Raw genomic sequence first — 25,470 nt, 5'->3', positions numbered from 1 at the left:
GTTATGGGGATGTCCCAGCTCACCGCAGCAGAGCTGCCCCCCAGCCAAATAGCCCATCCACCAACAGGGTATTCAGCACTGCTCCCGCAAATGCCCAATGGTGCAAGCGGCGGGATCCCTGGACTCTCCACAATCCAACACCCAGCAACAGAAGGCCCAAGCCGATGCCCCAACCCAGGCCCCAGGGGGTAGCCATTTTGTCGAGGGCCGCCCTAAAAGGGACAACCGCCTGCTCCAACCGGTCAAACTGCATCGCCTGCCGCCACTCAGGCAGCAGCCCCACCGAGTGAATGTAGAGATCTGTAACCGCCGTACCCCACAGGGAGCCGAGATAAAACCAGGTACCGATGCGGGCAAACCGTCGCCGTGTCCCCCACCAGACAATCGGGATCCCCAAGGCTTCCATGGGCATGTGCCAAAGAGGCTCAAAGCGCAGCCATCCCCAATACAGGGATCCTGCCAGCCAAGTCAGGGTAAAGCCGTACAGCAAATCTCCCCACAGGCGGGTACGGGGCTGGGAGTAGAGATGCAAGCTAAGGCCCAGCCAGCCCAAAGACATCACCAAGCTGACCCAAGGGGCATACCGCACCAGGGGCGCTTGCACAAAAACCGGCAGGCACACCAGCAGAGCTGCCATTCCCCCAATAACATGGTGGGATCGGAAACGCCTTTGAACTGGGAAAGGATCCAGCCCGGCCAAACGCTCAGAGGACAGCCAAGGCTCATCTTGGAGAGGGGGTAAAAAAGGTGTAGAAGACAAAATGCAATATTAAAAACCTTTACATCAGTTAACATAGCACTTTTTCGCCCTTCTTTCTTCTCGGCAGCGGATGTTCGTTTGCAGAAGGGAGGAAGCCCTGGGATCCCTTGGGGGCTGAAATTGGCATTCCCTCTCCAGAAATGCCAGGGTGGGAAGGAGGTGCTGGCCGGAGGAAACCGTATGGACTTGCTTTTGGCAGGAGATATCGGGGGCACCAAAACCAGCCTCAGCCTTGTCAATGCCGAGGATCCCGAGCACAGCCTTTACCACTGCCGCTATGCCAGCCAAGATTACGCCAACCTCGCCTCAATGGTGGGAGAGTTTCTGGCCCAGGCTCGGCGGGAGCTGGGGCGAGATCCACAGCCTGCTGCCGCCTGTTTTGCAGTGGCCGGCCCCGTCATGGAAACAAGGGGCTCAGGGTCTGAGGGACAGACTGCCAAAGTGACCAACTTGCCCTGGGATCTGCAGTCGAGCCAATTGGCCGCAGAGCTGGGGATCCCGCGCGTAGCCTTGATCAACGACTTCAGCGCTGTGGGGTATGGCGTGCTTGCCCTCGGCGACCAGGATCTGGACACCTTGCAAGTGGGTGAGCGTCAACCGCGGGCTCCGATTGGCGTGATGGGAGCAGGCACGGGTTTGGGGCAGGCTTACCTTACCTGGGGAGAAGGGGGTTACCAGGTTCATGCCAGCGAGGGAGGACACGTGGACTTTTCCCCGCGCACCCCTCTGGAGTGGGAGCTCTTGAGGTATTTGCAAAAACGGCACGGACGTGTCTCCACCGAGCGGGTGGTCTCGGGGCAGGGGATCGTTGCCATTTATCAATTTTTGCGGGATAGCCAGTGGGGCTCAGGAGAAGAACAGCTGCTGGCCCAAATTGAGGCTTGGGAAAAGGGAGCTAAGCATATTGACCCGGCAGCCCAAATTGCCAATGCTGCCATGGAAGCACGGGATCCTCTGGCGGTGGAGTGTCTGCGGCTTTTCATCAGCCTGTACGGGGCTGCAGTCGGGAACTTTGCCCTACACCTATTGCCGCGCGGGGGCCTGTTCATCGCTGGGGGGATCGCGCCCAAGCTCTTGCGCCTACTGCATCAAGGGGAGTTTTTGTCCTCGTTTTTGGATAAGGGGCGGATGCGTCCTCTTCTGGAGCAACTGTCGGTGCAGGTGGTGGTGAATGCGCAGGTAGGGCTGAGGGGAGCTGCTCGCTACGCCGCCAACCTTTGGTAGGGAGCAGCCGCTGCTACTGAGGTTGCCGCCCCGGCCCAGCAGGCGATCGCAGCAATCCCAATGGGTGCTGGAAAATCTCGCCCAGCTGCCCTTTGCCGGGATCCCAGACTTCTTCCTTGAGCCAGCAGATGGGTCAAGATGGGATTGCGCCTTTGCTTGGCTGGCCCCATACCGGAAAGCACTCCGCCTGGGGCTGCGCTATCCAACCGACAATGATTGCCACCACGCAGAGGGACTTCATAGAAACTTCATGGTTGATCCGATGAATCCAATCTTTTGGGCTTTGGGCATAGCTGTGCTGCTGGCCGTGGGCTTGGCAGCCTATCTGTTGACTGCTCGCAAATACGAGTCTCCCGCCTCTGTGGCCAAGTCTTACGACGAGTGGACTCGGGATGGGATCCTAGAGTTTTACTGGGGCGAACACATTCACCTAGGACACTACGGCTCTCCTCCCCAACGAAAAAATTTTCTGCAGGCCAAGCACGACTTTGTCCACGAGATGGTGCGCTGGGGGGGGTTGGATCGACTGCCTGCAGGGACAACCGTGTTGGATGTGGGCTGCGGCATTGGTGGGAGCTGCCGCATCTTGGCCCGCGACTACGGCTTTGTTGTAACCGGTATCACCATCAGTCCTCAGCAGGTGAAGCGGGCCCAGGAGCTCACCCCCCCTGATCTGCCTGTCCAGTTTCAGGTGGCAGATGCCCTCGACCTGCCCTTCCCCGATGCCAGCTTCGATGTGGTGTGGTCCATTGAGGCAGGGCCTCACATGCCGGACAAGGCCCGCTATGCCCAAGAGATGCTGCGGGTGCTGAAGCCAGGGGGGATCCTGGTGGTGGCCGACTGGAACCAGCGGGACGACCGGCAAAAGCCCCTGAACTTTTGGGAGCGGCTGGTGATGCGGCAACTGTTGGATCAATGGTCACACCCTTCCTTCTCCAGCATCGAAGGCTTTGCCGAGCAGTTGGAGGCTACTGGCCTGGTGGCGGGACGGGTAGAAACCGCCGACTGGACTCAGGAGACCCTTCCCTCTTGGCTGGATTCCATCTGGCAGGGCATTGTCCGTCCCGAAGGGTTGCTGAAGTTTGGCTTGGTGGGCCTGATTAAGTCGCTACGGGAGGTGCCCACTTTCTTGCTCATGCGCCTGGCCTTCGGCACAGGGCTGTGTCGCTTTGGCATGTTCCGAGCGGTGCGGGCAGCTTGTGCTCACAGCCCCAGCTCGGACTTAGCCTGTTGGGCGGCCAGGAGCACCTCCGCATCCTCAGCCTGAGACCAGTCAGGATCGGCAATTTCGGCGTAGAACCGCTGGTCGTAGGGGCGGGTTTGCACCACCACCGGCATGGGCACGGCATGGCCCAGAATTAGGGCTTGCTGTTTGGAGTCCAACTTGGCCAGCACCGTTTTCAAGTTCTGGCTGCCCGCCACCCCTGTGAACACCGCCTCGATATCTTGGTCGTCGTTGAGGAGTGCCGTAATGCGAGTGCCCAACTGCGACATCACTTCGCTATCGATGCTGGAAGGGCGTTGATCCACCACCAGCAGCGTGACAAAGTACTTGCGCATCTCGCGGGCAATGGTGCCGAAAATGGTCTGCTTGGCTGCCCGCGGATTCAAAAAGCGATGGGCCTCCTCAATGGTGATGCATAGTTGACGGGGCTTGTCGAGGGGATTTTTGGATTGCAAGTACCGCTCCGTCTGGTGCACGTAGGCCTGGTGAATGCGGCGGGTGATGACGTTGGCCGCCAACATGTAGGAGAGCAGGTTGGACTGGGATCCAAACTCGATAACCACGTGAATGCCGCGGCTGAGGGCATCCAAAATCTGGCCGATGTAGTTGTGGGGCAGGGTGCTGCGGATGTACTTGAGGTTGTCAAGGCGGGTGAGCTTGCGCTGCAGGGCCATCATCGAGGCTTTGTTGCCCATTTTCTGTTCGCAAAACTCTTGAATCTCGGTGTTGGAAAGGCTCAAGAGGCGGCTGATCCAGTCGCGGCCAAACTCGTTGCGCAGGATGATGGCATTTTCCAAGCTGGCTTCCGATAGGTTCAGCTCATCTGCCAACAGGGCCAGATCCTCCACTTCGATTTGGTTGTAGGCAATAAACAGCTCCTGCGCATCCCGCACCCCTCGCCGCCGGGTGGAATCGGGATCCAGGGTGTAGATTTGCACCTGACCGGGAAAGAGCTGCCGCAAGCCTTTCACAGTAGTGGCGTGCTTGTCTTCGCTGGCTGCCTCCCAGCCGTACTCGGAGTGCATGTCAAAGATCAGGTTCACCGCCGCCCGTTTGCGGATGATACCGGCCAGGATCAGGCGGGCCAGAAAGGACTTTCCGGTGCCCGATTTGCCGAAAATGCCGTTGCTGCGCTCCACCCAGCGATCCAAGTCCAAACAGATGGGCACAGCCATGTCGAGGGGCTGGCCGATGGCAAAGTTGCGCCGCTCCGGGTCGTCTTCCCAGCCGAAGACGGTGCGAAAGTCCAGTTCCCGTGCCTCATACACCTGTGAAAAATGGGCGGGCACCGTTTTCACGGGCAGCAGCTCCATCGCGTAAGCGGGACGGAGTTCTCGGCTGGGGGTGGTGGAAGCCGTTTGAGTCTCTGCCAAGTCAGGATGGATCGGAGGATACTCCCCCTCCATCTCCCGCGGCACCAACATCAACATCGGGGTGAGGGCAATGATGCCGTAGGTGCCGGTACCGGCCAGCACTTCCCGCAGCAGGGTCTCTTCAGGACGGGGGGGGTTGACCAGGATCTGGGGGTTGCTGGTTTCTAGGGTAACGTCGGTGAGCAGGCCGAAGAAGCGGTTGCGCTGCCCCTGGATCACCACGAATTTGCCCACCCGCAAGTCTTCTACCGAGACGCCGGGATTGAGGCGAGCCTCCAGTCCCCGACTCAGGGATCCCTGGATCACGGTGGCCAAGGGTTGAGGAGGGGTCATGGCGTTGGGGCTTGAGTTCCAGATGCCTTGTCAGTTGCCCATCTGTAAGCGGGCGCTGGTGCGAGGGGCGCCATCCTGCACAATCCAGGTGCGAACGATCTCCACTTCTTCAGGTGTCCAAAAACCCAGACGGGATAGGGGCAGCCCACGGGCCTGAATGTAAGCAATCTCAGGGGATCCGCCGCGAGCTTGGGGGCGGTTGGGGTTATTGGCGTTGAGGATGTAGGCGTGGCGGCTCGTCCACCGGGGATTGATCAACTCGCTATTGGGATCCCCGGGCCTGACATAGGCCATCGTGGCCTCATAACTGTCCAGCAACTGGGTGCGCTGCCGTCCTGCCGGCTGATGGCAACCCACACAACTGGCTTCTAGCAGCAGTTTGACATCCCGTTCGTAGGTAAATTGCGGTTCGGTGCGAAAACTCAGCTGAATGGCCTGCTCGAGGGGCAGCCCCTCTTGGGGAGAAAGCGTGAGGGTGTAACGGGTGCTAAAGCGCAAGGGATCCCGAGGCTTAAGCAACAACTCGTCTCCCTGCACATCAAAAATAACCGCTGCCGGCGGATCCAACTGAACCGCCAGACGTTGTAGATTGGGATCCAGTGGCCGATTGAATTGCAGCCGAATGACTCCATCCACAAAAACATCCTGCTGTTCGGGAGTAGGCTGGGAAGACACCCACTCCAAAAATGCCTGACTTTGAGAAGCATTCGACTGAGGCCAAACTTGCCGATGAGACTCGATGACAAAGAACGCTGCTGCCAACAACAACAGCCCCGCCCAAGTTCGCCACCGCCGCCAATGGCGAAAGACATTTGGCACGGTCGGAGTGTTCATTGTTGCAGACTCAATTCAACTGTTGTCAGAATAGCGAGCTTGCCCACACTTCAGCCATTGATGAGGTACAAACTGCCAGGGATCCCCAGCGGATCATGAGGATCCCTTGTTCTGAAAAGTAGAAAGACAATGAGCACCGGAGCGAAAGGAAGAAGTCGCTGCTCCCAAGCCCCTAGAGGCCGAAAGGAATACCAAAGGCTTTACCCAAGCTGAGATGAACTCACCAGCAGGGAAAAGCATCCAGGGAGATAGCAAATCAGTTGACCCGCTCCAGCTTGATGTTGTGGTGGCCCAGCTTGATCTCGAACTCATCTCCGGGCTTGAGGCCCATCTTCTTGGTGTAGGCAGCTCCGATCAGGAGATTGCCATTCTTATGAACCGAAACCCGGAAGGTAGGAGCGCGGCCACGGGATCCATTTTCGTCACTAGCGCCGAGATCCACGCCAACGGCCTTCAACAGGGCGTTGTTAAACTGCATCAGATTCACTCGCTCCTGACCATTCTTGGTGTAGGTGACATAACCACAGGCGCGAGCTTTTTCCTTGCGATCCGCATTTCCCATTGAAGTTACCTTGTCGAGGAGCTCTTGGCCAGTGAGTGGTTTTGGTTTACTGGTTGTAGCCATATCGAGATGGTTTTAGGGACAACTGTTAGTGTAGCCAGAAACAAACAGGGATTGCAACAGAGTTTGATCCAATTCCTTCTTGTTACAGGGAATAAGTCAGCGACCGCAATGGGATCTGAGGGCTGGTTGCGCAAAACAGCAGTGGGGAATTCCCTCTAAAGGCCAGAACCTGTGGGGGAGACTTTGGCTGAAATTGGGTAATGACAGATCCTCAGGCCCTATTCTCGACAGGGTCAAAAGTATCTTTGGACGAGGGATCCCCGCTTTGCCGCCGGAATTGAGCAAAAGCAGGGAAACTGGAAACAAGGCTGTTTGCGTGTCACTCAATATGGATCCCTTTTGGTCGGGGCGGCGTCTCCTCATTGGGGTGAGCGGGGGGATTGCTGCTTACAAAACGGCAGCTTTGGTGTCTGCTCTGGCGCAGCAGGGAGCAGAGCTCAAGGTGGTTTTGACAAAAGCTGCGGAACATTTTATTTCTCCTTTGACTTTTGCCACCTTGTCCCGCCAGCCGGCTTTTACGGATGCCGCCTTTTGGCAAGCAACACGAGGACGACCGCTGCACATCGAGTTGGGGGAATGGGCGGAGGCTCTCCTCATTGCACCCTTGTCGGCCAACACCTTGGGCAAGTTGGCTCATGGGCTGGCGGATAACTTGCTCACCAATGTGGTTTTGGCTTCCCGGTGTCCGGTGGCGGTGGCACCGGCTATGAATACGCAGATGTGGAAGGCGGAGAAGGTGGCCGAGAATTGGCAGCGGCTACACCAGGATCCCCGTTTTTGGGCCTTGCCGACGGCCAGTGGCCGCCTGGCCTGTGATGCGGTGGGGGAAGGGCGCATGTTGGAGCCGGAGGCCCTGCAGGAGTATGTGCGGGCTTTGCTCTGGACAGGGGGGAAAAAAGATTGGCAGGGCAAGCGGGTGTTAGTGACGGCGGGGGGTACACGGGAGCCCATCGACGCGGTGCGTTTTATCGGCAACCCGGCCAGTGGTCGGATGGGAGTGGCGCTGGCGGTGGCGGCAGCCTGCCGGGGGGCGACAGTGACGCTGGTCCATGGGCCGTTGGGGATCCCCTTTGATCCAGCGCCCTTCGCCATTCGGGCCATTCCGGTGGAGACGGCAGCCCAACTGGAGGCGGCTTTGCAGGCGGAATTTCCCCAGGCGGATCTCTTGTGGATGGCTGCTGCTGTGGGGGATGTGCGCCCCTCTCAGGTTTACGCGGGGAAGCTGCCCAAAGCCGATCTACCCCAGATGTTGCCGTTGGAGCCGATCCCTGACCTGCTGGCAGCTCTGGCCCGCCACAAACGTCCTGGCCAACGCCTCATCGGCTTTGCCGCCCAAAGTGGGGATCCCTTGCCGCCGGCCAGAGAAAAGCTCCGCCAAAAGGGCTTGGATGCCATTGTGGCCAACCCCATCGACCAGCCGGACAGCGGCTTCGGCAGCAGCCACAACCAAGGCTATTGGATCCCCCAGCAGGGAAGTCCAGAGCGGATCCCATTGGCGACCAAGTCAACCCTGGCCCACCGACTGCTGGATCTGGCCCTGCACTTGGAGTTGGGCTGACTTCGACACCAAGACTAACGATCTTGCCAAAGATCAGGTACCTTTGAGGCTAAGCGCAGAGGGATCCCATGGCGATCATCGTCCTGAAAGCCTGGTATTTGGATTCGGTGTTGTCTGCTTCCCAAGTCCAACAGAGGGCCCCCGACCTGCGCCTGAGCCGTACCGGCCTCTTGAAGACGGCGATGCGGGCCGACTTTCTCGACGATGTGGAGCAGGTGAAGGCTTCCGTATGGTGGCAGCGCTACCTGGAAGGAGAGCTGGTGGAGTTTTACATCGAGGGCAGCGGCGCCTACAGCATCTCCAACCTCGATTTGATCAGCCGTGAGATCTACTTTAATAAGCGGGCCACTCTGAACATGACCGAGCCCGTCATCTACTTCTGCGGCCAATCGGATTACCCCAACTCCAGCGCCACTCTGTACCGGGCATTGCAAGCCGTGGTGGAGGCTCTCAATCGCGACCACAGACCGGTCGTGCCCCTGCAGCTGCAGGGATCCCTTCCCGCTGAGGCTGAGACCCTGCTCATCGATGCGGCCTTGATTCGCAAGCTCAAGCACGCGCTGCTGGTGGTGGCCGATGTAACCCCTGTGCAGGTGAATGGTCGGGGGCGTCCCCTACCCAGCTCCCAGGTCTGTCTGGAGTTGGGCTATGCCCTGCAATCGAAGCGCCCCGAACAATTGCTGCTGGTACAACTCCCCCGCGACGGCATCGAGGGATCCTTTCCCTTTGAGGTAGAGGGCAGCAGTTTTTTGAAAATCGCCGATCCCCAGCATCTGTCCGATCAATTGGGAGCCGAGATCGCCCGGCAGTTGCAGCGCAACCGGGTTATCTCCCTCTAGCCAGCAGCACCTATCCAACCTCCCCTCGCAGCCGTTAGACTCTTGGAGATGGTCACTCCTGGCCATGGGGGATCTGGCTCCCCGAAACCCAAACAGCCTCCATCGTCGCTACCTTTTCTCCCCTTGTGAACCATGACCCTGGCTAATGCAAATCCTTTGATTTCCCCGGATCGCTCTGCGGCAGGTTGGCAGAGAGGTCTGAACAGCATAATGTTCCTGCTGCTGTTGGGGGTTCCCCTATCTTGGGTGGGGCACTTCCGGAGCTGGGATCCCAACCTGGTCTTCCTCTGTGCGGCTTTGGCGGTGGTGGCCTTGGCGAAGTTTATGGGTCAGGCCACGGAAGAGATCGCGGCCTTGACAGGGCCGACAGTCGGGGGGCTGATCAACGCCACCTTTGGCAATGCAGCGGAGTTGATCATCGGCTTGGTGGCACTGCGGGCGGGGTTGGTGGATGTGGTGAAAGCCTCCATCACCGGCGCGATCATCAGCAACCTGCTCTTGGTGGCCGGCTTGGCCATGTTTTTGGGCGGGATCAAGTTTCGAGAGCAGAGCTTTCGACCCGAGGTGGCCCGCATGAATGCCTCGGTGATGAACCTGGCGGTGGTGGCCTTGATCTTGCCCAGCGTGGTCACCTATGCCGATGCCAACTTGGGGGAGATCTCCATCCAAGAGCTATCCACGGCGGTAGCCCTGGTGCTGATCGGAGTTTACGGTCTTACTTTGCTGTTTTCCCTCAAAACCCACAGCTACCTCTACGCCCTTCACGAAGCAGAAGCCGCAGAAGATGAGGCGGCCAATCGCCTGGCCCCCAATCCGGTTTTGCAGGCGGAGGGATCCATTCCCCAGGTGTTGACGGCTCCGCCCGAGGGAGCCGGTTTGGGGTTTTGGGTGCTGATCCTCTTGGGGTTGACGGTGCTGGTGGCGCTGGAGTCGGAACTGTTGGTGAGCACTCTAGAGGATACGCTGGAACACTTTCACATGACGCCGCTGTTTATGGGGGTGATTTTGTTGCCGATCATCGGCAACGCGGCAGAGCATGCGACGGCGATCACGGTGGCCATGAAAGACAAGATGGATCTCTCCTTCTCGGTGGCGCTGGGCTCGACGATGCAAATTGCCCTGTTTGTGGCACCTCTGCTGGTGCTGGCCGGGGATGTGCTGCATCAGCCCATGAACTTTAACTTCGGCATGGTGGAGTTGGTGGCCATTGCAGTCTCGGTGCTGCTGATCAATTCCGTTAGCAGCGATGGGCGATCCAACTGGCTGGAAGGGCTACTGCTCTTGGCCACCTACGCCATCCTTGGGATTGCCTTCTTCTTTCTGGAGTGAGGCGTTAAAGTGTTCTGCACCGCTGACGCAAACGGCTCATGCTGCGAAGCTGCGAATGGTGCCCCGCACCGCTGACGGGAACGGTAGGCAGGCCGAAGCCGAGGAAAACGGGATCCCTGTTGTGGCCTCTCCTTTTCGGTGCATCTTTTGCCCTATCCCCCATAGGCGGGCCCGCATGGGGGCAGGAAACTGCTGAAAACAACGGCACCGCCCCCAACCTGCCTTTGCTCAACCGTTTGGATGCCCTAGAAGAGCTGCGGCAAGCGCTTAGCCTCCCCACCTCTTCTATCCAGGCGGAGGCCGTGACGCTGGATGGGCGGCGTTTGTTCGTGGTTACCGCACCGCAGGGGGATCCCGGCAGCCTGCCGCCGGTGTTGCAGCGGGTACGCTCCATTGAACAAACTCTGCACCAGTTGGCCAGCGCCGGATTCGATCCAGAGGCGCTGCAGGTTGAAGTCACCCTAGACGGCCAGACCAACCAGCCTGTTATCCGGGTGAATGGGCGACATTTGCTGACCATCACCTCCCTCGATGCCCAATTCCAGGGCGCCCAACCCATGGACTGGGCTGAGCAAGTAGCCGGCATTGTCGAGGAAGCGCTGCGCACCTCGCAACGGGAGCGGCAGCCTCAATTTTTGCGCCGCCAAGCGGTGATTGCCCTCGGCATCCTGGCTGTGGTAGGGAGCCTGAGCCAGCTCTGCCAGCGAAAACGGCGACGGCTGCAGCAAAAACGCGATGCCCTGCAGACGGAATACCAGACCATCCAAGCAGAGATTCAGGAGCGCCTAGCGGGGGAAGAGCAGTCGGGTGTGGATCCCGTCTTAGTCGAACAACAGGCCGGACGCAAACGGCAGGAATCCTACTTGGAGCTGCAAATTCGCCTGCTACGCCTGGTGCAAATTAGCCTGTGGGTGGGCGGAGTCGGGGTGAGCTTGGGCCTTTTCCCACAAACGCGACCCCTGCAAAGGTTTTTCCTGGTTTCCCTGCGCGGCCCTCTGTTGCGGTTGGTAGGGGTGGGTCTGGCCACCTATGGCAGTGTCTGGCTGAGTGGACTGGTACTGGATAACCTCTTTGCTGCCCTGCGCCAAGAGCAAAATGCCCCCACCTATCGCCTCAGCAAACGCCTCAGCACCTTTGCCAGCGTCTCTAAAGGAGCTGCAGCCACGACCCTGGTTTTGCTTGGATCCCTGGCCGGACTGGCCTCAGTGGGGGTAGACATCGGCCCCTTGGTGGCCAGCCTGGGCTTTATTGGGCTGGGGATTTCCTTGGCTGCTCAGGATCTGATTAAAGATGTGATCAATGGGCTGTTGATTTTAATTGAAGATCAATTTGCCGAAGGGGATGTGATCGTGGTGGACGGGCGGGGCGGCCTTGTGGAACACATGGATCTGCGGCTAACCCAGTTGCGCAACACCGAAGGCAGCTTGATCTCTATCCCCAACAGTGCCATCCGGGTGGTGGAGAACCTCTCCAACGGCTGGTCACGGGTGGATCTGGGGATTGTGATCGCCTATGAAAACGATCTGGAACAGGCAATACGCATCACCGAGCAGGTGGCTCTGCAGATGTACCGGGAGCCGGCTTGGCGGGAACAAATTCTCGAGCCCCCCGAAATGCACGGTGTCGATGATCTGGGGGAGCGGGGGATCACGTTGCGCATTTGGATCAAGGTGCAGCCCCTGCAGCAGTGGAGGGTGGCGCGGGAATACCGCCGTCGCCTCAAGCACGCCTTCGACCAAGCAGGGATCCAGATTCCTTTCCCGCAGCAGACCCTCTGGTTCCACAGCCCCTTGGAGATGCGCATCCAGGGTCTCAGCCCAGAGGAGACCCACCGCTTGCTGCACCTGATGGAATCGCGGCTCGAGGCTCGCCTGCGGGAAAGGGATCCCGTTGCAAACGACTTGACAAATTGACAAAATAGGCGGCTGCCGAAAGCTTCTACCCTTAGCCGCTCAGCCGGCTAGCAGTTTCAACAGGGCGGTCGCGCCAGCAGGCCGCAAGTCTAGTGACTACTCATCGCCGATGATTTCCGGCTCAGTCAGTTCATCCGACATTTCGATGACAGCGCGGCGGATTGGCTTCATCCAGCCATCTTCTATATCATCCGGATCCTCGTAGCGGCGGCGCTTGGCGCGGTTGGCCACCTGTACCGTGATGCGATAGCGATTTTTGGAAGCGTTGATCAGAGCCTCTACCCGACGCATCAGCTCGTCATTGTCAATGGCCAGTTGATTCTTGCGGGAAGCCATAATCGCAGTCTTAAATCTTGATATCTTGTTGCCACCAGGATCCCAAGGGGACTCCGTCCCGCTACCGCGAAAGGACTCCGTCCCGCTACCGCGATCGTAGCAGAGAACCTTCCAGTTCTTGCATTCCTGTAGCGTTGCATGGCAATAGGGTGGGACTTTTGCCAAGAACTCATTTGTCAAGATTTGTCAAGAACTCATTTGTAGAGCAGCTTGCTCTGCTCTTGTACAACTCACAGGGGCTGCTAATCCAGCAAAAACTGTACCCACTTCGGCGGGGGTGGCAGCGGGCAACGAAAGTGCTCCATCACCAGGGCGGCCACCAAATGCACCGTGAATACGTAGATGAGGGAATTGAAGGCAATAAATCCCACCACCACCACCTGAACCATCCAGGGTTCTGCCACCCAGTAGACGCCCCATCGGCTGAGGGACACATCCAGGAGCCAGTTGGTTAGGCCGGTAAGTTGAATGGTTACGTAGATCCAGAGGTTTTCCCCCACCAGTAGGGAGGAAAGCACCAACTGAAAGATCAAGCCCAGGGCGCTGAGCACAGCCCCGCTCACCACCGAGACGTACCAGGAAAGACGCTGCTGCCACAGGCGGGCACACCAATAGCCCAGCAGACCATAGGGAATGACATAGAGAATGCTGCGCGTGGGCCCTATCAGCACCGTCAGCAACAGGCCGGAGACCACCAGGGCCATTGCCCCTGTGCGGGGATCCCAGCGCATCACCGCCAGCGCCACCGGAATGGGGAAAAACAGACGTATAAAGGGGGCCAGCGGCGTGTAGCTCAGGATCCAGATCAAGGCCGCGGTACTGGCCAAAAAAGCCGTTTCCACCACCCTCAAAGCCGGAGAACGGGGAGGTGGGGGGGGTAAGGGAGGAAAGTCATCCTGCACAGAAGGCTGAGGCGGCGGGGGCACATCCAGAAAAGCACAACTTTTCCCAGCTTAGGCCACCGGTTGCCGGGCTGGGCGCAATTGTTGCTTGGAGGTGTGGATTTGGACTGCAAACCGACCCCCATCGGCCAGTCTCTCCTGACCCTACCCATCAACTTGTCTTGAAACGACTAGGGCGTTCTGATAAAGTTGAGGCGGGATTTGCCCTGAGAGAGCGGGTCCCTTCTGGACAAGTCTAGGGTCAATGCTATGGCAGTGCGGGTGGGCATCAACGGTTTTGGCCGCATCGGACGGCTGGTGTTGCGGGCTGCTTGGGGCTGGGAAGAGCTGGAATTCGCCCACATCAACGAGATCAAAGGGGGAGCTGCGACGGCGGCCCACCTGTTGAAGTTTGACTCGGTGCAGGGCCGCTGGGCTATCGACATTGAGGGATCCGATAACCGGCTGCGCATTCAGGACAAAACCCTCACCTTTAGCGAACACAAGTCTCCTGGTGAAGTGCCCTGGGCAGAGTTGGGGATCGAGCTGGTGCTGGAATGCTCGGGCAAATTTGTCAAGGCAGCGGAGCTGGATGCCTACTTCAAAGCGGGGGTGCGCAAGGTGATTGTGGCTGCCCCTGTCAAGGACGAAGAGGCCCTCAACATTGTTATGGGCGTCAACGATCACCTGTACGACCCGGCCCGGCACCATTTGCTCACGGCGGCTTCCTGCACCACCAACTGCCTGGCTCCTTTGGTGAAGGTCATCCACGAGGGGATCGGCATTGTTCACGGGGTGATCACCACCATCCATGACGTCACCAATACCCAAACCATGGTGGATGCCCCCCACAAAGATCTGCGGCGGGCCCGCTCCGCTCTGCTGTCTTTGGTGCCCACCACCACCGGCTCGGCCACGGCCATTGGGCTGATTTACCCCGAACTCAACGGCAAGTTGAACGGCATTGCCGTGCGCGTGCCCCTCTTGAACGCTTCCCTGACCGATGCGGTGTTCGAAGTCAGGCGGCCCACCACCGTGGAAGAAGTCAATCACCTCTTAAAAACTGCAGCCGAGGGCGAACTCAAGGGGATCCTCGGCTACGAGGAGCTGCCCCTGGTCTCGGTGGATTTCAAAGGGGATCCCCGTTCCAGCATTGTGGATGCGCCCTCGACGATGGTGGTGGACGGCACCCAGGTAAAGGTTCTGGCCTGGTACGACAACGAATGGGGCTACGCCAACCGCATGGCGGAATTGGCCCGCAAGGTGGCCCTTAGTCTGTAAGTCCTTTGGAGACCTGCCCATGACTGCTGCCTCAAGCGCCCAAGCTGCTGCTGTGCGCAACTACGCCCTGGTAACCGCTGCCTACTGGGGTTTTACCATCACCGACGGCGCCATCCGCATGTTGGTGCTGCTCCACTTCCACAAGTTGGGCTTCACCCCGATTCAGATTGCCATGCTGTTCCTCTTCTACGAGATCTTCGGGGTGATCACCAACTTCCTGGGCGGCTGGATTGGATCCCTCTTTGGCCTGCGGCTGACCCTCTACGGCGGCATTGCCATTCAGATCTTTGGCCTGGTGATGCTGGGGGTGATCAACCTGCAGTGGCCGGTCTGGGGCCAGGTGGCCTACGTGATGACGGCCCAAGCTCTGGCCGGGATCGCCAAAGACCTCACCAAGATGAGCTCCAAAAGCGCCATCCGCCTGGTGGTGCCCAAAGAAGCGGAATCCCGCCTGTTTCGTTGGGTGGCTATGCTCACCGGATCCAAAAACGCCCTCAAGGGGGTGGGGTTCTTTGTGGGAGCGGCCCTGCTGCAGATCTTCACCGAAATCTACGGGGATCCCATGGGCTTCCGCATGGCCAACTTTGTCCAGGCGGGGGCGTTGGCTTTGATCTTCTGTTCGGGGGCGCTGCTGCCTGCAGACATGGGCAAAATCAAGGCCAAGATCCCCTTCAAGCGGCTGTTTTCCAAGAGCAGAGAGATCAACATCCTCTCGGCAGCTCGCTTTTTCCTGTTTGGGTCGCGGGATGTGTGGTTTGTGGTGGCCCTGCCGGTGTTTCTCTACGACGAGCTGGGCTGGACTTTTATGCAGGTGGGCAGTTACATGGCCATCTGGGTGATTGGCTATGGGTTCATTCAGTTTGTAGCGCCGCAACTGCTGGGTGGGGGTCGCCCTGGCCGTGCTCCCAAGGCCCGCACCATCCAGATTTGGACCTTCGTGCTGACGGCGGTGCCGGCGATCATTGCCACAGCCTTCATGGCCGGGCTGGCACCGGAGCTGGTGATCACCGGCGGCTTGATCCTGTTCGGGATCGTCTTTGCCTTCAATTCGGCGGTGCATTCCTACCTGGTGCTGGCCTACACGGAAGACGACGACGTAGCCCTCAATGTGGGCTTTTATTACATGGCTAATTCCGGCGGGCGGCTGTTGGGGACGGTAACTTCTGGCATCCTCTTCCAGTTCTACGGGTTGGAGGGCTGCCTTTGGTTTTCCACCCTTTTGATCTTGGCGGCGGGGCTGTTCTCGTTGAAATTGCCGGATCCCAGCAAAACCCCGGTGGAGTGGGTGGTTAAGCCAGGGGATTGAGGATGGAGGGCTACCAGCGGAGATCGATGCATCCATTCAACCCATCCACAAATGGGTGGAGGGGAAAGAACTCTGCTCAGCACAAACGAGAGGCCCAACGATGAGATAGTAGAGGAGCAAGCAGCTTTTCCGGCAGCCTATGAGCCTGCGCATTGTTCCCACGACGCCCTTCCCTGGCCAGAGACCCGGCACCTCTGGCCTGCGCAAGCCGGTATCGGTATTTCAGCAGCCCCACTACCTGGAAAACTTCGTCCAATCCATTTTTGATGTCCTAGAGGGATCCGCCGGCCAAACCCTGGTGGTGGGGGGAGATGGCCGCTACTACAACCGCGAGGCCATTCAGATCCTGCTCAAGATGGCGGCGGCCAACGGCATCGGGCGAGTCCTAGTGGGGCAGGGAGGGATCCTCTCCACGCCGGCGGTCTCCTGTCTCATCCGCAAGTACGGCGCCTACGGGGGGATCATCTTCTCTGCCAGCCACAACCCCGGTGGCCCCCAGGGGGATTTTGGCATTAAGTACAACATCGGCAACGGCGGCCCTGCCCCGGAGAAGGTGACTGAGGCCATTTACGCCCGCACCCAGCGGATCCAGGAGTACCGCATCTGGGAAGCTCCCGATGTCGATCTGGATCGCTTGGGCGAGCAACGGCTGGGGTCCCTCACGGTGTCCGTCATCGACCCGGTGGCCGATTACTTGGGCCTGATGCAGCGTCTGTTCGATTTCGAGGCCATCCGCGACTACCTGGCTTCCGGGATCCGCATTGCCTTCGACGCCATGCACGCCGTCACCGGCCCCTATGCCCACGCCATTTTCCAGGGATCCCTGGGAGCGCCAGAGGGCAGTGTGCTCAACGGGCAGCCCCTGCCGGATTTTGGCGGCGGACACCCGGATCCTAACCTGGTGCATGCCCGCTCGTTGGTGGAACTGTTGTTTCGGGAAGATGGGCCGGACTTTGGTGCCGCTTCCGATGGGGATGGGGATCGCAATCTGATCCTGGGCCGCCAATTTTACGTGACCCCCAGCGACAGCTTGGCAGTCTTGGCTGCCAATGCCCACCTGGTACCCGGCTACCGAGAAGGTCTGGCGGGAATTGCCCGCTCCATGCCCACCAGCCAGGCAGCGGATCGGGTGGCGGCCAAGCTGGGGATCCCTTGCTACGAGACCCCCACCGGCTGGAAATTCTTCGGCAACCTGCTGGATGCCGGCAAGGTCACCCTCTGCGGGGAAGAGAGCTTCGGCACCGGATCTCACCACATCCGGGAAAAAGACGGGCTCTGGGCCGTCCTGTTTTGGCTGAACATTTTGGCCGCTCGACGGCAGCCGGTGCGGCAGATCGTGGAAGAACACTGGCGCACTTATGGGCGCAACGTCTACTCCCGTCACGACTACGAGGGACTGCCGGTGGAGGTGGCCGAGGCGCTGATGGAAGACTTGCGACGCTCCCTGCCTGGGTGGGTGGGCCAGCGCTTGGGATCCCACACAGTGGCTTATGCCGATGACTTCAGCTACACCGATCCCGTGGACGGCAGCACCACCAGCCACCAAGGGATCCGCATTGGCTTTGAGGATGGATCCCGCATCATCTACCGGCTTTCGGGAACCGGCACCCACGGAGCCACCCTGCGGGTGTACTTGGAGCGGCTGGAGCCGGATCCGGCCCGACATGGCCTGGAGCCCCAAGCGGCCTTGGCCGAACAGATTCAACTGGCCGATCACCTTGCCCAGATTCGCGCCCGCACCGGTCGGCAGCAGCCAGACGTCATCACCTAACCCGCCGCAACAGTGGACAGGGAGCCTTCCCAGGGAAGCGGGGATCAGGGCCTGAGGCCATCCCAGCCGGTCGCGTCGGCGTCGCGGAGCAAAAAGGTGCCGATAGGGGAGGTGATGGGAGAGGTCAGTTGAAAATCTCCCCGCTCTTGGGTGAGGCCCACCGGGCGACTGGGGAAAGCCACCAGGATCCCTTCCAAGCGCAGTGACTCTGCCACCGGATCGTAGGCAAAGCGCAGCTCAAAATCCCGCAGGTCACGGCGGACTTCCACCCGGCGGATCCCTTCTTCCGTCAGGCCCAAGCGCAGCCGCCAGTGATTTTGCCATCGCGTGCCGAGGGTGGCATCCAGCTCCAGACCATAGGTAGAGATCTGGCCCAACCGGGGATCGTAAACCGCCTGCAGCGCATAGCTGATCCCCGGCTCATACACATCCAGGCCAGAGCGTTGATCCCGGTTAAATGTGGTGCTGCTGCGTCCCCGATACTCCAGACGAACGGGTTGGAGCTGTCCCTGGTTCAGGTCGTAGGCCGTCTGCAACTGAATGTTGAACAGATCAGGGGCGGTGCTCCAGGTGAAGTTGGCGTTGAGGGTATCCCACTTCTGGGTGATGAAGTCGTAGCCAAGGCTGGTGTCCAGGCGTACCAGGTTTTTCACCTCTGCCTGCAGCTCCTGCAAGTTGCGGGAGGCAATCGCTGCCAAATCCTCCGGGGTATCATCGGGGAAGGTCAGGGCTATCGGCAGCTCGCCGGGCAGGTCATCTTCAAAGGCAATGTAGCCTGGGGGCACATCGGGTAGGGGATCGCGGGGCGTAAAGAAGCTGATGTTGGCATTGATGCGATCCACATCTTTAGGGCTGGTGGAGAGGGTTTGGAAGGGCACAGAATTGTTGCCGTAGAAGGTGCGGCTGTAGCGCAGGTCGATGGTATTCCAGTCGGCAGGTCTGAGACTGAGGCGAGGGTTGAGGCTGACGGTAGACTCCTGGTCAGGAGTGGAGTAGAGGACTTGGGTGTAATCGATAGAACCCGGCATGAAGGTGATCCAGGGAGCCGGTTGAATATCGTTGAACTGGAGGCTGGAGCGCAGCTCGTAGCGATTGAAAAAGTGGAGACCTGCCCCCACCTCTTGATCCGGCTGTTGCTCTTGAGTCAGGGTGAGGGCGCTGCTGAGGGCAATATCGGGCGTGATGCGAATGAGGTCGGGGTTAAAGGCCAGCTCGAAGTTGCGACGCGGCTCGTTGTCGCCATTGGAACTGCTGTAGGCACGGTAGGCCAGGCGATAGGTACCTCCCCAACCGGGTGGGGTCAGTTGAGTGCCCAGCGTCAACCGCGCATCGGCAAAGTCGGGGCCATCTTTGACGCTCACCCGCTGGTTGTAGTCCAAGCGCAGATCCGATTGCAGCCAATGCACGCCCCCGTAGCGCTGAGTGTGGCTGAGGGTGAGGGGGAAGCTGTAGATGCCCCGCTCCTGGGATCCGGTGCGGCTGATGTTGAGGGTGGTGGTGGAGAGATCCCCCTGAAAGGTGGCGTTGAGGCGGAGATCGGCGTTGTCGTTGCGTCCGCCGGCAGGACGGTAGGTGTTGTCCAGGTTGAGGTTGAGCTGCCCCCGCAGTTGGCCTTCCTGCCCAAAGAGGTTGGCAGCGTAAAAGTCGAAGTTGTGGTCGATGCGGAAACGGCTGGAGAAGCGCTGTTGGTCAGCTTCGGTCACCAAGTAAAACTGGGCTCGCCCGTAGTTGACGCTGTCCGGGATGGGCAGGATGTAGTCATGCAAGAAACCAATGCCCACCCCTTTTTTCTGGATGGCATCCAGCCGCAGGCCGCCGAAGTTGTATTCGTCGAAGCGGTAGGCCCAACTGGATTTGACAAACACCCCCTCTGTCTCGCTGCGCCCCGGCAGCACCCATTGGTGATCTCGCAGGCTGTAGATGAACAGGGGGAAATAGGCGATCTGAAGGCCCGCCCGCAGATCCCCTGCTTCTGTCAGCTCGCCGCCGGCAAACACGCGGGCGTCGTAGACGATCACCCGGTCATCGGGAAACACCTCCACCCGATCCCCTTGCACGTAGTGGGTGATGGGCGGCTCTGGCGAGGTGGTGACGGTGGCTTTCTCGAAAAAGATCTGATCCCCCAAAATGGCGGTGGTCTCTTGGCTGCGCACAAAAACCTTGGTGCCCGGCTCCTCCCCCGGCAGAATGACCAGCGAGCTCTCAAATTGGGCGGTGCGACCGGGGATATCCAGATCCAAATTTCGCCCTTCGATTTGCCGGATCCCGCGCCCTTGGGGGCCAGGGGGCTGCTCCATGCGAAAAGGGCCCTCGCTGCGCAGGCGTCGCTCCCGCCGATAAAACAGCAGCCGGTCGCCGGTGATGCGGGTGCCGTCGGCCAGTTGGATCAAGGCGTTCCCCTCGGCAATGCCCAGGTCTTGTTCGGCGATGTAGCTGAGCACATCCCCACTCACGTTGATTTGATCCGGGTCAAGGGGAATTTGCCGCTGCGCGGTGGCCGAGAGCTGCTGGCGGATTTGGGATCCCTGGCTAACGTTCCCTGTCGCCGAGACGGCATCTGCCCCGGTGCCCAGATCCCGCAAAAGGGGGAACTGCTCCAGCAGTTGAGGAGCCAGGGGTGAGCCAGCGGTGGGGATAAAGGCTTCCGTTCCCCTTGGAGGGGATCCCGTCAGCCCCGACCCAGGGGTGGCCTCTGCCAACAGGACACCGCCCAAATCCAAGCTCCCACCGGCTTGGGAGATCAGGGGAGGAATGGTCTTGGGGGAAGCTGGGATCCGATTTAACCTTGCCTCTGAACCGGCTCCACCTTGCAGTTGGGCCGTAGCCCGGTTTTCGCCATTGGATTCCGATCGCGTCAGCGGGACGGAGTCCTTGGTGGGGCGCAGCCAGGGTTGCTCTTCCACCTGCAGGGCTTCAGCCTGAGAAGTCATGGGCTGGGAAAGCCGAAGGGAGTTCAGGCTGGGAACTGCCGCGGTGGGCGTCGCCGGTGAAGGGGGTTGGGGAGAAGGTGTTGCCTGGGCCTGCTGCGCCTGTCGCCGAGCATGGGCTGCTGCCCCTTCGGCCAACAGCCGTTGTAGCCGCTGTCGGTTCAGTTCTTCTGGCGTGAGGGGCTTTTCAGGAGAGTTGGCAAGGGGAGGGGATCCAAAGTCTGAAACCGGGGCCGTAGGGGGTGGGGTTGCCGCAGTCAAGGCTGTAGCAGGCAGAGAAGATTGCGCCTCGGCCAAGGTGATGGGCTCCTCATCGGCGGCAGCCATCGGTTCTGGGCTGGAAGCCCGGCGGGCCAGTTGCAGGCGCTGAGCAAGTGTTTGCGCTGCCCGAAAGCGCTGGTAGCCCTCCAGAGAGAACTCCGTCCCGCCGACGCCAACAGTGGGCAGGGGGTCCAACTGGGCGAAGACGGCCTCCCCCGTCCCCAACCACAGGGAGCCGCCCCAGCAAAGAGCCAACCACTTTGCCCAAGGGCTGAAGTCAGGGGGGAAGCTGCAGGATTTCACCGTAAAAACCGCCACAGTAAAGAAAGGCCTACCCCACCGAAAATCATATTCGGCAACCAGGCAGCCAGCCAGGGATCGATGTGCTCCACTCGACCCATCGCTCGTCCCAGGCTCATCAGTACATAGTAAATAAACACCAGAACAATCGCTAGCGCCACGCCGCCGTAGCGCCCCGTTTGCCGCACCGTTTGCAGGCCCAAGGGGGCAGCCACCAAGATGGCGAAAAAGCTGGCCAAAGGAATGGCGAACTTGAGGTGGTATTCCGTCAGGCAGCGAGCCACATCGGCAGAAGGGCGTTGCTCCGCTCGATATCGCTGGCACTGCTCCCACAGCTCCCCCGCCCGTTGCTCTTGGGGCACTTTTTCCGCGTACACCAGGCCCACCAGTTTGTTGACGATGTTTAACTCCATTTCTTCTACCTGGCCTTCGTAGTAGGTGCGCCCCTGCTCATCGTAACGACGGATCACCACATCTCGCAGTTGCCACGATTGGCCCACCTGCTGCGCGGTTTGAGCGGAGATCACCTGCGGATAGCGCAGGTGGCCGGTCTCAGCTTTGCGATCCAGGATCAACAAATCCTGCATCAAGCCGGTCTTCGGGTCAATCGATCCGACATGAAACCAGAGATCATCATCCACCCGCACGATCTCTTCTGGATTAAACAAAAGAGCATCTTGAGCCAAGATGAGGTTCTTGTTCAGGATTTTCACCTTTTGGTTGGTTTCCGGCACAATCACTTCATTGGTCAACAGTGCCAAGCCGCTGATCAGCAGGCCAATACAGAGCACGGGGATAAACACTTTGCGATAGGGGATCCCAGCAGCACGCAGGGCGGTGATCTCGCTGTCGGCTCCCATTTTGCCCAGGGTGAGCAAGGTGGCAAAGAGGCCGGCAATGGGAAAGGTGACCACCAAAATGGCGGGCAAATTGAGGAGGAGAATGTGCAAAATGGTCAGGGGAGGGGCGCCCTTTTTCACCAGCAGATCGGTGTAGATAAACAGCTGGTTGCCCAGCATCATCACCGTGCCCCCGGCCACCCCCAGAAAGAAGGGGCGGATCATCTCTTTGAAGAGATAAAACTCCAAAAAGGCAGCTCCCAATCTCAGGGATCCCCAAAAGCTGCCCGCTTGAGCAGGGGTTCTGCGCAGTTTGCCCTCGGCGAGTGGAGCCGTCATGACATCACCTCGGATCACAACCTCAGCCAAACCTGGACGATCAAAAACCACAGATGGCTCCCCGAGGGGGGATCCCATCAGAGGGCGTCGGTGATGCGAAACTGAAACATGCCCTGCTGTTGCCCGTCCCCTTCGACGGTGTATTCATCTTGTTTTATGTTCAGGGTAACCAGCTTGCCACTGAGGCGATTGGCGCCCCGGCACATCTGATCCAGCGCGTTGCGGCCCGGCAGAGCTTGGGTGCTCTCCCCGGGAAGGCGGCCGACCTCTCCCCGATCGCAGAGCACCACAGGAGCCTGTTCGGCGCTGATTTTGAAAATTTGTTCTCGGTCAAAGTAATCGGCGCGATCCCCTTCGATGGCGCGGTTGGCCTGCACAATAACCACATTGCCAAAGAAGCGGGCATCGCCGCTGGCTTGGTCGATCTCCACCCGGTCGGCGTAGATCACCGTCGGCTGATCCACATCGGCCTGGGTCTCCGGGTTTTGTAGCCGCCGCGCCAGCCACTCCCCCTCGATCTGCTCGATCACCACCTCTCCCCGCAGCTCCACTTTCTCAGGGGTGATGGTGGCCTGGTTGGCCTTGGCCCTACGTCCCCGCTGGATAAACTCGACGGCATCGCTAAACTCGGAAGTACCGGTGCGGGAGTTGTAAACCAGGCGGGCAGCCCGCACTTCGGTTTCGGCTTGGCGCAGTTCTTCCGTCAGGGATCCCCCGCCGGGCGTGGGGGTAGAGGCAGCCATCTGCCGGTAAAGGACGTTGTCTTCAAAGAGGAAGATCTTGTCGCGGTGGTTGCCCTCCAGGCGGGCGGAGGTGAGCACCCGTCCGGGTTCTTCCAGGGTAACTCCTCCCGTCAACAGACTTTGGGATTCGCGGCGGCGGTAGGTGCCCTGGGCCGACCGGATGATGGTTTCCCCCTGGCGGATCTCCAGGTTGCCTTCCCCTTGGGCAATTTGTGTGTTGCGGTCGTACGTGAGGCGGTCGGCAATGATGGTGACTTCTTGATCCTGTTGGTCTGGGGTCGCCTCCGGGCCGGGGGAAGCCTGGGCCAAGCGCAGATCGGCCAATAAGGGATCCCGGCTGCTGTCGCCGGCCACCTCTTGCAACACCACACCGCCGGAGAGAATGCTTTGGGCCTGCTGGCGCAGGTAGGTGCCTTGGGGAGCGCGAATCTCGATGCCGCGTTCGCGAATGCGCAGGTTCCCTTTCCCCTCGGCCACCTGGTTGGTGCGGTCGTAGGTGATCTGGTCGGCGGTGATGGTGGTGGAGGTGGGTGCCGAGCCGTTTGGGGGCAACACTATCAGCTTGCCCTGCTGAGCGCTGAGAAGGGCAAATTGAAAGTTAAACGAACCGGAGCGGCCCTGCAGCACCATTTCCCGGCCTTTGAGGGTGAACTCCGCCGGCACCTCGATGCGCTCTTCAGGGGTGACTCTCAAGGCGCTGGTCAAGAGCAGGCTGCCGTCGCCGCTCCTCACCTCCACCTCCTCATCCAAATACAGCTCATCGGCGGTGGCATTGTAGCGGGCTCGCTTGGCCCGCCAAGTCATCTGCTCGCTGCTATCAAAAAAGGGATCCGGCACCCCTTTTTGCCGGTCGGCACCTTCTCCGTAGAAGTAGCCGTGTGCCCCCTGTTCAAATACCTGTTGCCCGGCTGCCAGATCCACCTGCTCGGCGATCAGTCGCCAACGCTGATGGCCTCCCCGACGACCCAAGATGTCTACCCTGCGGCTGACCGAGAGGGGCTGATCGGGGGAAGGAGACTCCACCTTCACTTCCTCGATGTCGATCGACAAGGCCCAGCCCACCAAAGCAGCCAAGATGCTGCTCCCCAACAGCGCCACTCCCAGGTTGGAATTGAAGAATCGCCCCATCCTATTCTTGCTGCCGCCTCACCTCGACCCGAACTGACCACTCCCCTTGGAGCCAACGCTCTGAGCTAGCACTCTAGGCTGTAGCTTATCCCATTTTGCCGGCTGCACCGGAGGGATCCCGCGCACACCTAGCCTTAAGCCGACTTTTCAGCCTTCAGCCATAGCGGCTGAGGATGAACCCTAGCCCCAGAAACAGCCCCAGCCAAAAATGGAGACTGACGGCGATGAACTTGGAGTGGCTAATCCGCTGCGGCTGATCGTGATAGGTACCCAGCAGGCGGGAAAGCCGCACTGCAAACGGGATCCCCGCCAAACTCAGCAGTGTCCAAGCCGGAAAGATCCCCAGCCCCACAAACAGCAGCATCAAGGCAAAAAGGCTGCCGCAGAGCCAGGGGATGAGGCGGGCCGAGCGCAAGGTTCCCAGGCGGGCCACCGGCGAGCGCTTGCCACAGGCTAAGTCATCCTGCACTTGATGGAAATGGGAACAAAACAAGATCAAGCTGGTCGCCATCCCCACCACCAGTGAGGCTGCCAACCCCGGCAGCGACCAGGTCTGGCTTTGGCTGTAGTGGGCAGCCGAGACCGCCAGCGGCCCAAAGCTGAAAAAGCAGAGGATCTCCCCCAGGCCCTGGTAGCCCAGGCGCAGGGGCGGCCCTTGGTAGGCATAGCCCAGCCCACAGGCCACCAGCACCAACAGCAGCACCGTCGGATCCCATTGCCGCCAGCTCAGCCACAGGATCCCCAGCAGCCCCAGAGCCAAAAAGGCATTCCCCACCCAAAACACCCGCCCCGGCTTGCCTGTCAGGTTAACCAGGGAGTGGAGTTTGTTTTTGTCCACCCCTGTCTGGGCATCGAACACGTCGTTGCTGATGTTGACCCAGGCCAAGATGCAGATGGCGGCTCCCCAAAACACCCCCAAAACCCCCAAGTCCAGCACCCCTGACTGGGCATAGGCAATGGCGGATCCCACCCAGATGGGCATGATCGCCACACTGTACATGGGGGGCTTGAGGGCAGCCATCCACAATTGCCGGCGGGAGGGGTCACTCCATGCGACCTCTGCTGGTGGCTGCACTTGGCCGACATCTGGATTCATGGGAGTTCTCCTTGGGAAGCAAGCCTGCTCTGGGGCCTGTCTCTGGATCTGTCTACAACCATCTGCTCTGTAGGGTAGAGCGCCTGAGAAAGCATCCCCCAGGATGCTAAGAAACTTTGCAGTCCGTGAAGAAGCTCCTCAGATCTGGCCCCCAGAAGCTCAGGCTGCCGGCCCTTCTCCTAATCTCTTATCCTAAAGTCATCTTCTGCCGGTCTCCATCGACAGGTGTCCTGTTTTCGGCCAAGGTGG

At 59.7% G+C, this 25,470-nt stretch carries 19 protein-coding genes; 9 read left to right on the top strand and 10 right to left on the bottom strand.

Going from position 1 to position 25,470, the window contains the following annotated elements; translation table 11 throughout:
- Positions 1-19: 19 nt before the first annotated feature.
- The gene (locus tag NW842_RS03990) at positions 20-760 is read right to left on the bottom strand and encodes a DUF3120 domain-containing protein (RefSeq protein ID WP_414374444.1); all 741 of its coding nucleotides are present in this window, start codon (positions 758-760) and stop codon (positions 20-22) included.
- A 180-nt stretch (positions 761-940) separates the two neighbouring features.
- Between NW842_RS03990 and NW842_RS03985 the strand changes: the two genes are divergently transcribed.
- Both NW842_RS03985 and NW842_RS03980 read left to right on the top strand, forming a co-directional pair.
- On the top strand, positions 941-1,984 hold the full coding sequence (locus tag NW842_RS03985; RefSeq protein ID WP_414374446.1) for a glucokinase: 1,044 nt from the start codon (positions 941-943) through the stop codon (positions 1,982-1,984).
- A 262-nt stretch (positions 1,985-2,246) separates the two neighbouring features.
- The gene (locus NW842_RS03980) at positions 2,247-3,251 is read left to right on the top strand and encodes a methyltransferase domain-containing protein (protein WP_414355484.1); all 1,005 of its coding nucleotides are present in this window, start codon (positions 2,247-2,249) and stop codon (positions 3,249-3,251) included.
- Here the strand turns inward: NW842_RS03980 and NW842_RS03975 are convergent.
- The 3 genes from NW842_RS03975 to NW842_RS03965 all read right to left on the bottom strand — a co-directional run bounded on the left by NW842_RS03975 (position 3,188) and on the right by NW842_RS03965 (position 6,374).
- Complete coding sequence (locus NW842_RS03975; RefSeq protein WP_414374447.1) at positions 3,188-4,915, bottom strand: helicase HerA domain-containing protein; 1,728 nt, start codon at positions 4,913-4,915, stop codon at positions 3,188-3,190. The genes NW842_RS03980 and NW842_RS03975 overlap by 64 nt on opposite strands.
- Before the next feature lie 30 nt (positions 4,916-4,945).
- Positions 4,946-5,749 carry an Ig-like domain-containing protein gene (locus NW842_RS03970; protein WP_414374449.1) on the bottom strand — a complete coding sequence of 268 codons (804 nt, stop codon included), beginning with the start codon at positions 5,747-5,749 and terminating at the stop codon, positions 4,946-4,948.
- A 256-nt stretch (positions 5,750-6,005) separates the two neighbouring features.
- Positions 6,006-6,374 carry an AbrB family transcriptional regulator gene (locus NW842_RS03965; protein ID WP_011432615.1) on the bottom strand — a complete coding sequence of 123 codons (369 nt, stop codon included), beginning with the start codon at positions 6,372-6,374 and terminating at the stop codon, positions 6,006-6,008.
- A 328-nt stretch (positions 6,375-6,702) separates the two neighbouring features.
- On the opposite strand from NW842_RS03965, the gene coaBC reads away from it, so the two are divergent.
- From coaBC to NW842_RS03945, 4 genes are all read left to right on the top strand, one after another.
- On the top strand, positions 6,703-7,932 hold the full coding sequence (gene coaBC / locus NW842_RS03960) for a bifunctional phosphopantothenoylcysteine decarboxylase/phosphopantothenate--cysteine ligase CoaBC (RefSeq protein ID WP_414374474.1): 1,230 nt from the start codon (positions 6,703-6,705) through the stop codon (positions 7,930-7,932).
- Positions 7,933-8,000: 68 nt separating this feature from the next.
- On the top strand, positions 8,001-8,771 hold the full coding sequence (locus NW842_RS03955) for a hypothetical protein (protein ID WP_414374451.1): 771 nt from the start codon (positions 8,001-8,003) through the stop codon (positions 8,769-8,771).
- A 210-nt stretch (positions 8,772-8,981) separates the two neighbouring features.
- Positions 8,982-10,100, top strand: coding sequence for a calcium/proton exchanger (gene cax, locus NW842_RS03950; RefSeq protein ID WP_414374452.1), 1,119 nt, complete (start codon positions 8,982-8,984; stop codon positions 10,098-10,100).
- A 38-nt stretch (positions 10,101-10,138) separates the two neighbouring features.
- Complete coding sequence (locus tag NW842_RS03945) at positions 10,139-12,013, top strand: mechanosensitive ion channel family protein (RefSeq protein ID WP_414374454.1); 1,875 nt, start codon at positions 10,139-10,141, stop codon at positions 12,011-12,013.
- A 96-nt stretch (positions 12,014-12,109) separates the two neighbouring features.
- On the opposite strand, the gene NW842_RS03940 is transcribed toward NW842_RS03945, so the two are convergent.
- Both NW842_RS03940 and NW842_RS03935 read right to left on the bottom strand, forming a co-directional pair.
- Positions 12,110-12,349: a DNA-directed RNA polymerase subunit omega gene (locus NW842_RS03940; protein ID WP_011433877.1), complete on the bottom strand. Its 240-nt coding sequence runs from the start codon at positions 12,347-12,349 to the stop codon at positions 12,110-12,112.
- 242 nt (positions 12,350-12,591) lie between these two features.
- Entirely contained in the window at positions 12,592-13,275 is a 684-nt protein-coding gene (locus NW842_RS03935) for a DUF2232 domain-containing protein (protein ID WP_011433876.1), read from the bottom strand.
- Positions 13,276-13,500: 225 nt separating this feature from the next.
- Between NW842_RS03935 and NW842_RS03930 the strand changes: the two genes are divergently transcribed.
- From NW842_RS03930 to NW842_RS03920, 3 genes are all read left to right on the top strand, one after another.
- Entirely contained in the window at positions 13,501-14,511 is a 1,011-nt protein-coding gene (locus NW842_RS03930) for an ArsJ-associated glyceraldehyde-3-phosphate dehydrogenase (RefSeq protein ID WP_414417516.1), read from the top strand.
- A gap of 19 nt (positions 14,512-14,530) precedes the next feature.
- Positions 14,531-15,817, top strand: a complete 1,287-nt coding sequence (arsJ, locus tag NW842_RS03925; protein ID WP_414374456.1) for an organoarsenical effux MFS transporter ArsJ — start codon at positions 14,531-14,533, stop codon at positions 15,815-15,817.
- A gap of 139 nt (positions 15,818-15,956) precedes the next feature.
- Positions 15,957-17,588, top strand: a complete 1,632-nt coding sequence (locus tag NW842_RS03920; protein WP_414417515.1) for an alpha-D-glucose phosphate-specific phosphoglucomutase — start codon at positions 15,957-15,959, stop codon at positions 17,586-17,588.
- A gap of 44 nt (positions 17,589-17,632) precedes the next feature.
- On the opposite strand, the gene NW842_RS03915 is transcribed toward NW842_RS03920, so the two are convergent.
- From NW842_RS03915 to menA, 4 genes are all read right to left on the bottom strand, one after another.
- Positions 17,633-21,094, bottom strand: a complete 3,462-nt coding sequence (locus tag NW842_RS03915; RefSeq protein WP_414417514.1) for a hypothetical protein — start codon at positions 21,092-21,094, stop codon at positions 17,633-17,635.
- Positions 21,076-22,254: an LptF/LptG family permease gene (locus NW842_RS03910; protein WP_414417513.1), complete on the bottom strand. Its 1,179-nt coding sequence runs from the start codon at positions 22,252-22,254 to the stop codon at positions 21,076-21,078. Before NW842_RS03910 ends, NW842_RS03915 begins: the two co-directional genes overlap by 19 nt.
- A gap of 77 nt (positions 22,255-22,331) precedes the next feature.
- Positions 22,332-24,125 carry an LptA/OstA family protein gene (locus tag NW842_RS03905; RefSeq protein ID WP_414417512.1) on the bottom strand — a complete coding sequence of 598 codons (1,794 nt, stop codon included), beginning with the start codon at positions 24,123-24,125 and terminating at the stop codon, positions 22,332-22,334.
- Between the two features lie 154 nt (positions 24,126-24,279).
- Positions 24,280-25,221, bottom strand: coding sequence for a 2-carboxy-1,4-naphthoquinone phytyltransferase (menA, locus tag NW842_RS03900; protein ID WP_414374463.1), 942 nt, complete (start codon positions 25,219-25,221; stop codon positions 24,280-24,282).
- Positions 25,222-25,470 lie beyond the last annotated feature (249 nt).

It is taken from the genome of Synechococcus sp. R55.4 (assembly GCF_047461935.1).
In the GTDB taxonomy this organism is placed as follows: Bacteria; Cyanobacteriota; Cyanobacteriia; order Thermostichales; family Thermostichaceae; genus Thermostichus.
The sequence above is the reverse complement of the archived record's forward strand: the minus strand, read 5'-3'. Positions and strand labels throughout refer to the sequence as shown.

Bases quoted from the DNA above. Each gene is read 5' to 3' on its own strand.
- NW842_RS03975 (WP_414374447.1), bottom strand. From the start codon at position 4,915: ATGACCCCTCCTCAACCCTTGGCCACCGTGATCCAGGGATCCCTGAGT.
- NW842_RS03965 (WP_011432615.1), bottom strand. From the start codon at position 6,374: ATGGCTACAACCAGTAAACCAAAACCACTCACTGGCCAAGAGCTCCTC.
- NW842_RS03930 (WP_414417516.1), top strand. From the start codon at position 13,501: ATGGCAGTGCGGGTGGGCATCAACGGTTTTGGCCGCATCGGACGGCTG.
- menA (WP_414374463.1), bottom strand. From the start codon at position 25,221: ATGAATCCAGATGTCGGCCAAGTGCAGCCACCAGCAGAGGTCGCATGG.
- NW842_RS03955 (WP_414374451.1), top strand. From the start codon at position 8,001: ATGGCGATCATCGTCCTGAAAGCCTGGTATTTGGATTCGGTGTTGTCT.
- cax (WP_414374452.1), top strand. From the start codon at position 8,982: ATGTTCCTGCTGCTGTTGGGGGTTCCCCTATCTTGGGTGGGGCACTTC.
- NW842_RS03970 (WP_414374449.1), bottom strand. From the start codon at position 5,749: ATGAACACTCCGACCGTGCCAAATGTCTTTCGCCATTGGCGGCGGTGG.
- arsJ (WP_414374456.1), top strand. From the start codon at position 14,531: ATGACTGCTGCCTCAAGCGCCCAAGCTGCTGCTGTGCGCAACTACGCC.
- NW842_RS03945 (WP_414374454.1), top strand. From the start codon at position 10,139: ATGCTGCGAAGCTGCGAATGGTGCCCCGCACCGCTGACGGGAACGGTA.
- NW842_RS03940 (WP_011433877.1), bottom strand. From the start codon at position 12,349: ATGGCTTCCCGCAAGAATCAACTGGCCATTGACAATGACGAGCTGATG.
- NW842_RS03910 (WP_414417513.1), bottom strand. From the start codon at position 22,254: ATGACGGCTCCACTCGCCGAGGGCAAACTGCGCAGAACCCCTGCTCAA.
- NW842_RS03920 (WP_414417515.1), top strand. From the start codon at position 15,957: ATGAGCCTGCGCATTGTTCCCACGACGCCCTTCCCTGGCCAGAGACCC.
- coaBC (WP_414374474.1), top strand. From the start codon at position 6,703: ATGGATCCCTTTTGGTCGGGGCGGCGTCTCCTCATTGGGGTGAGCGGG.
- NW842_RS03985 (WP_414374446.1), top strand. From the start codon at position 941: ATGGACTTGCTTTTGGCAGGAGATATCGGGGGCACCAAAACCAGCCTC.
- NW842_RS03980 (WP_414355484.1), top strand. From the start codon at position 2,247: ATGAATCCAATCTTTTGGGCTTTGGGCATAGCTGTGCTGCTGGCCGTG.
- NW842_RS03905 (WP_414417512.1), bottom strand. From the start codon at position 24,125: ATGGGGCGATTCTTCAATTCCAACCTGGGAGTGGCGCTGTTGGGGAGC.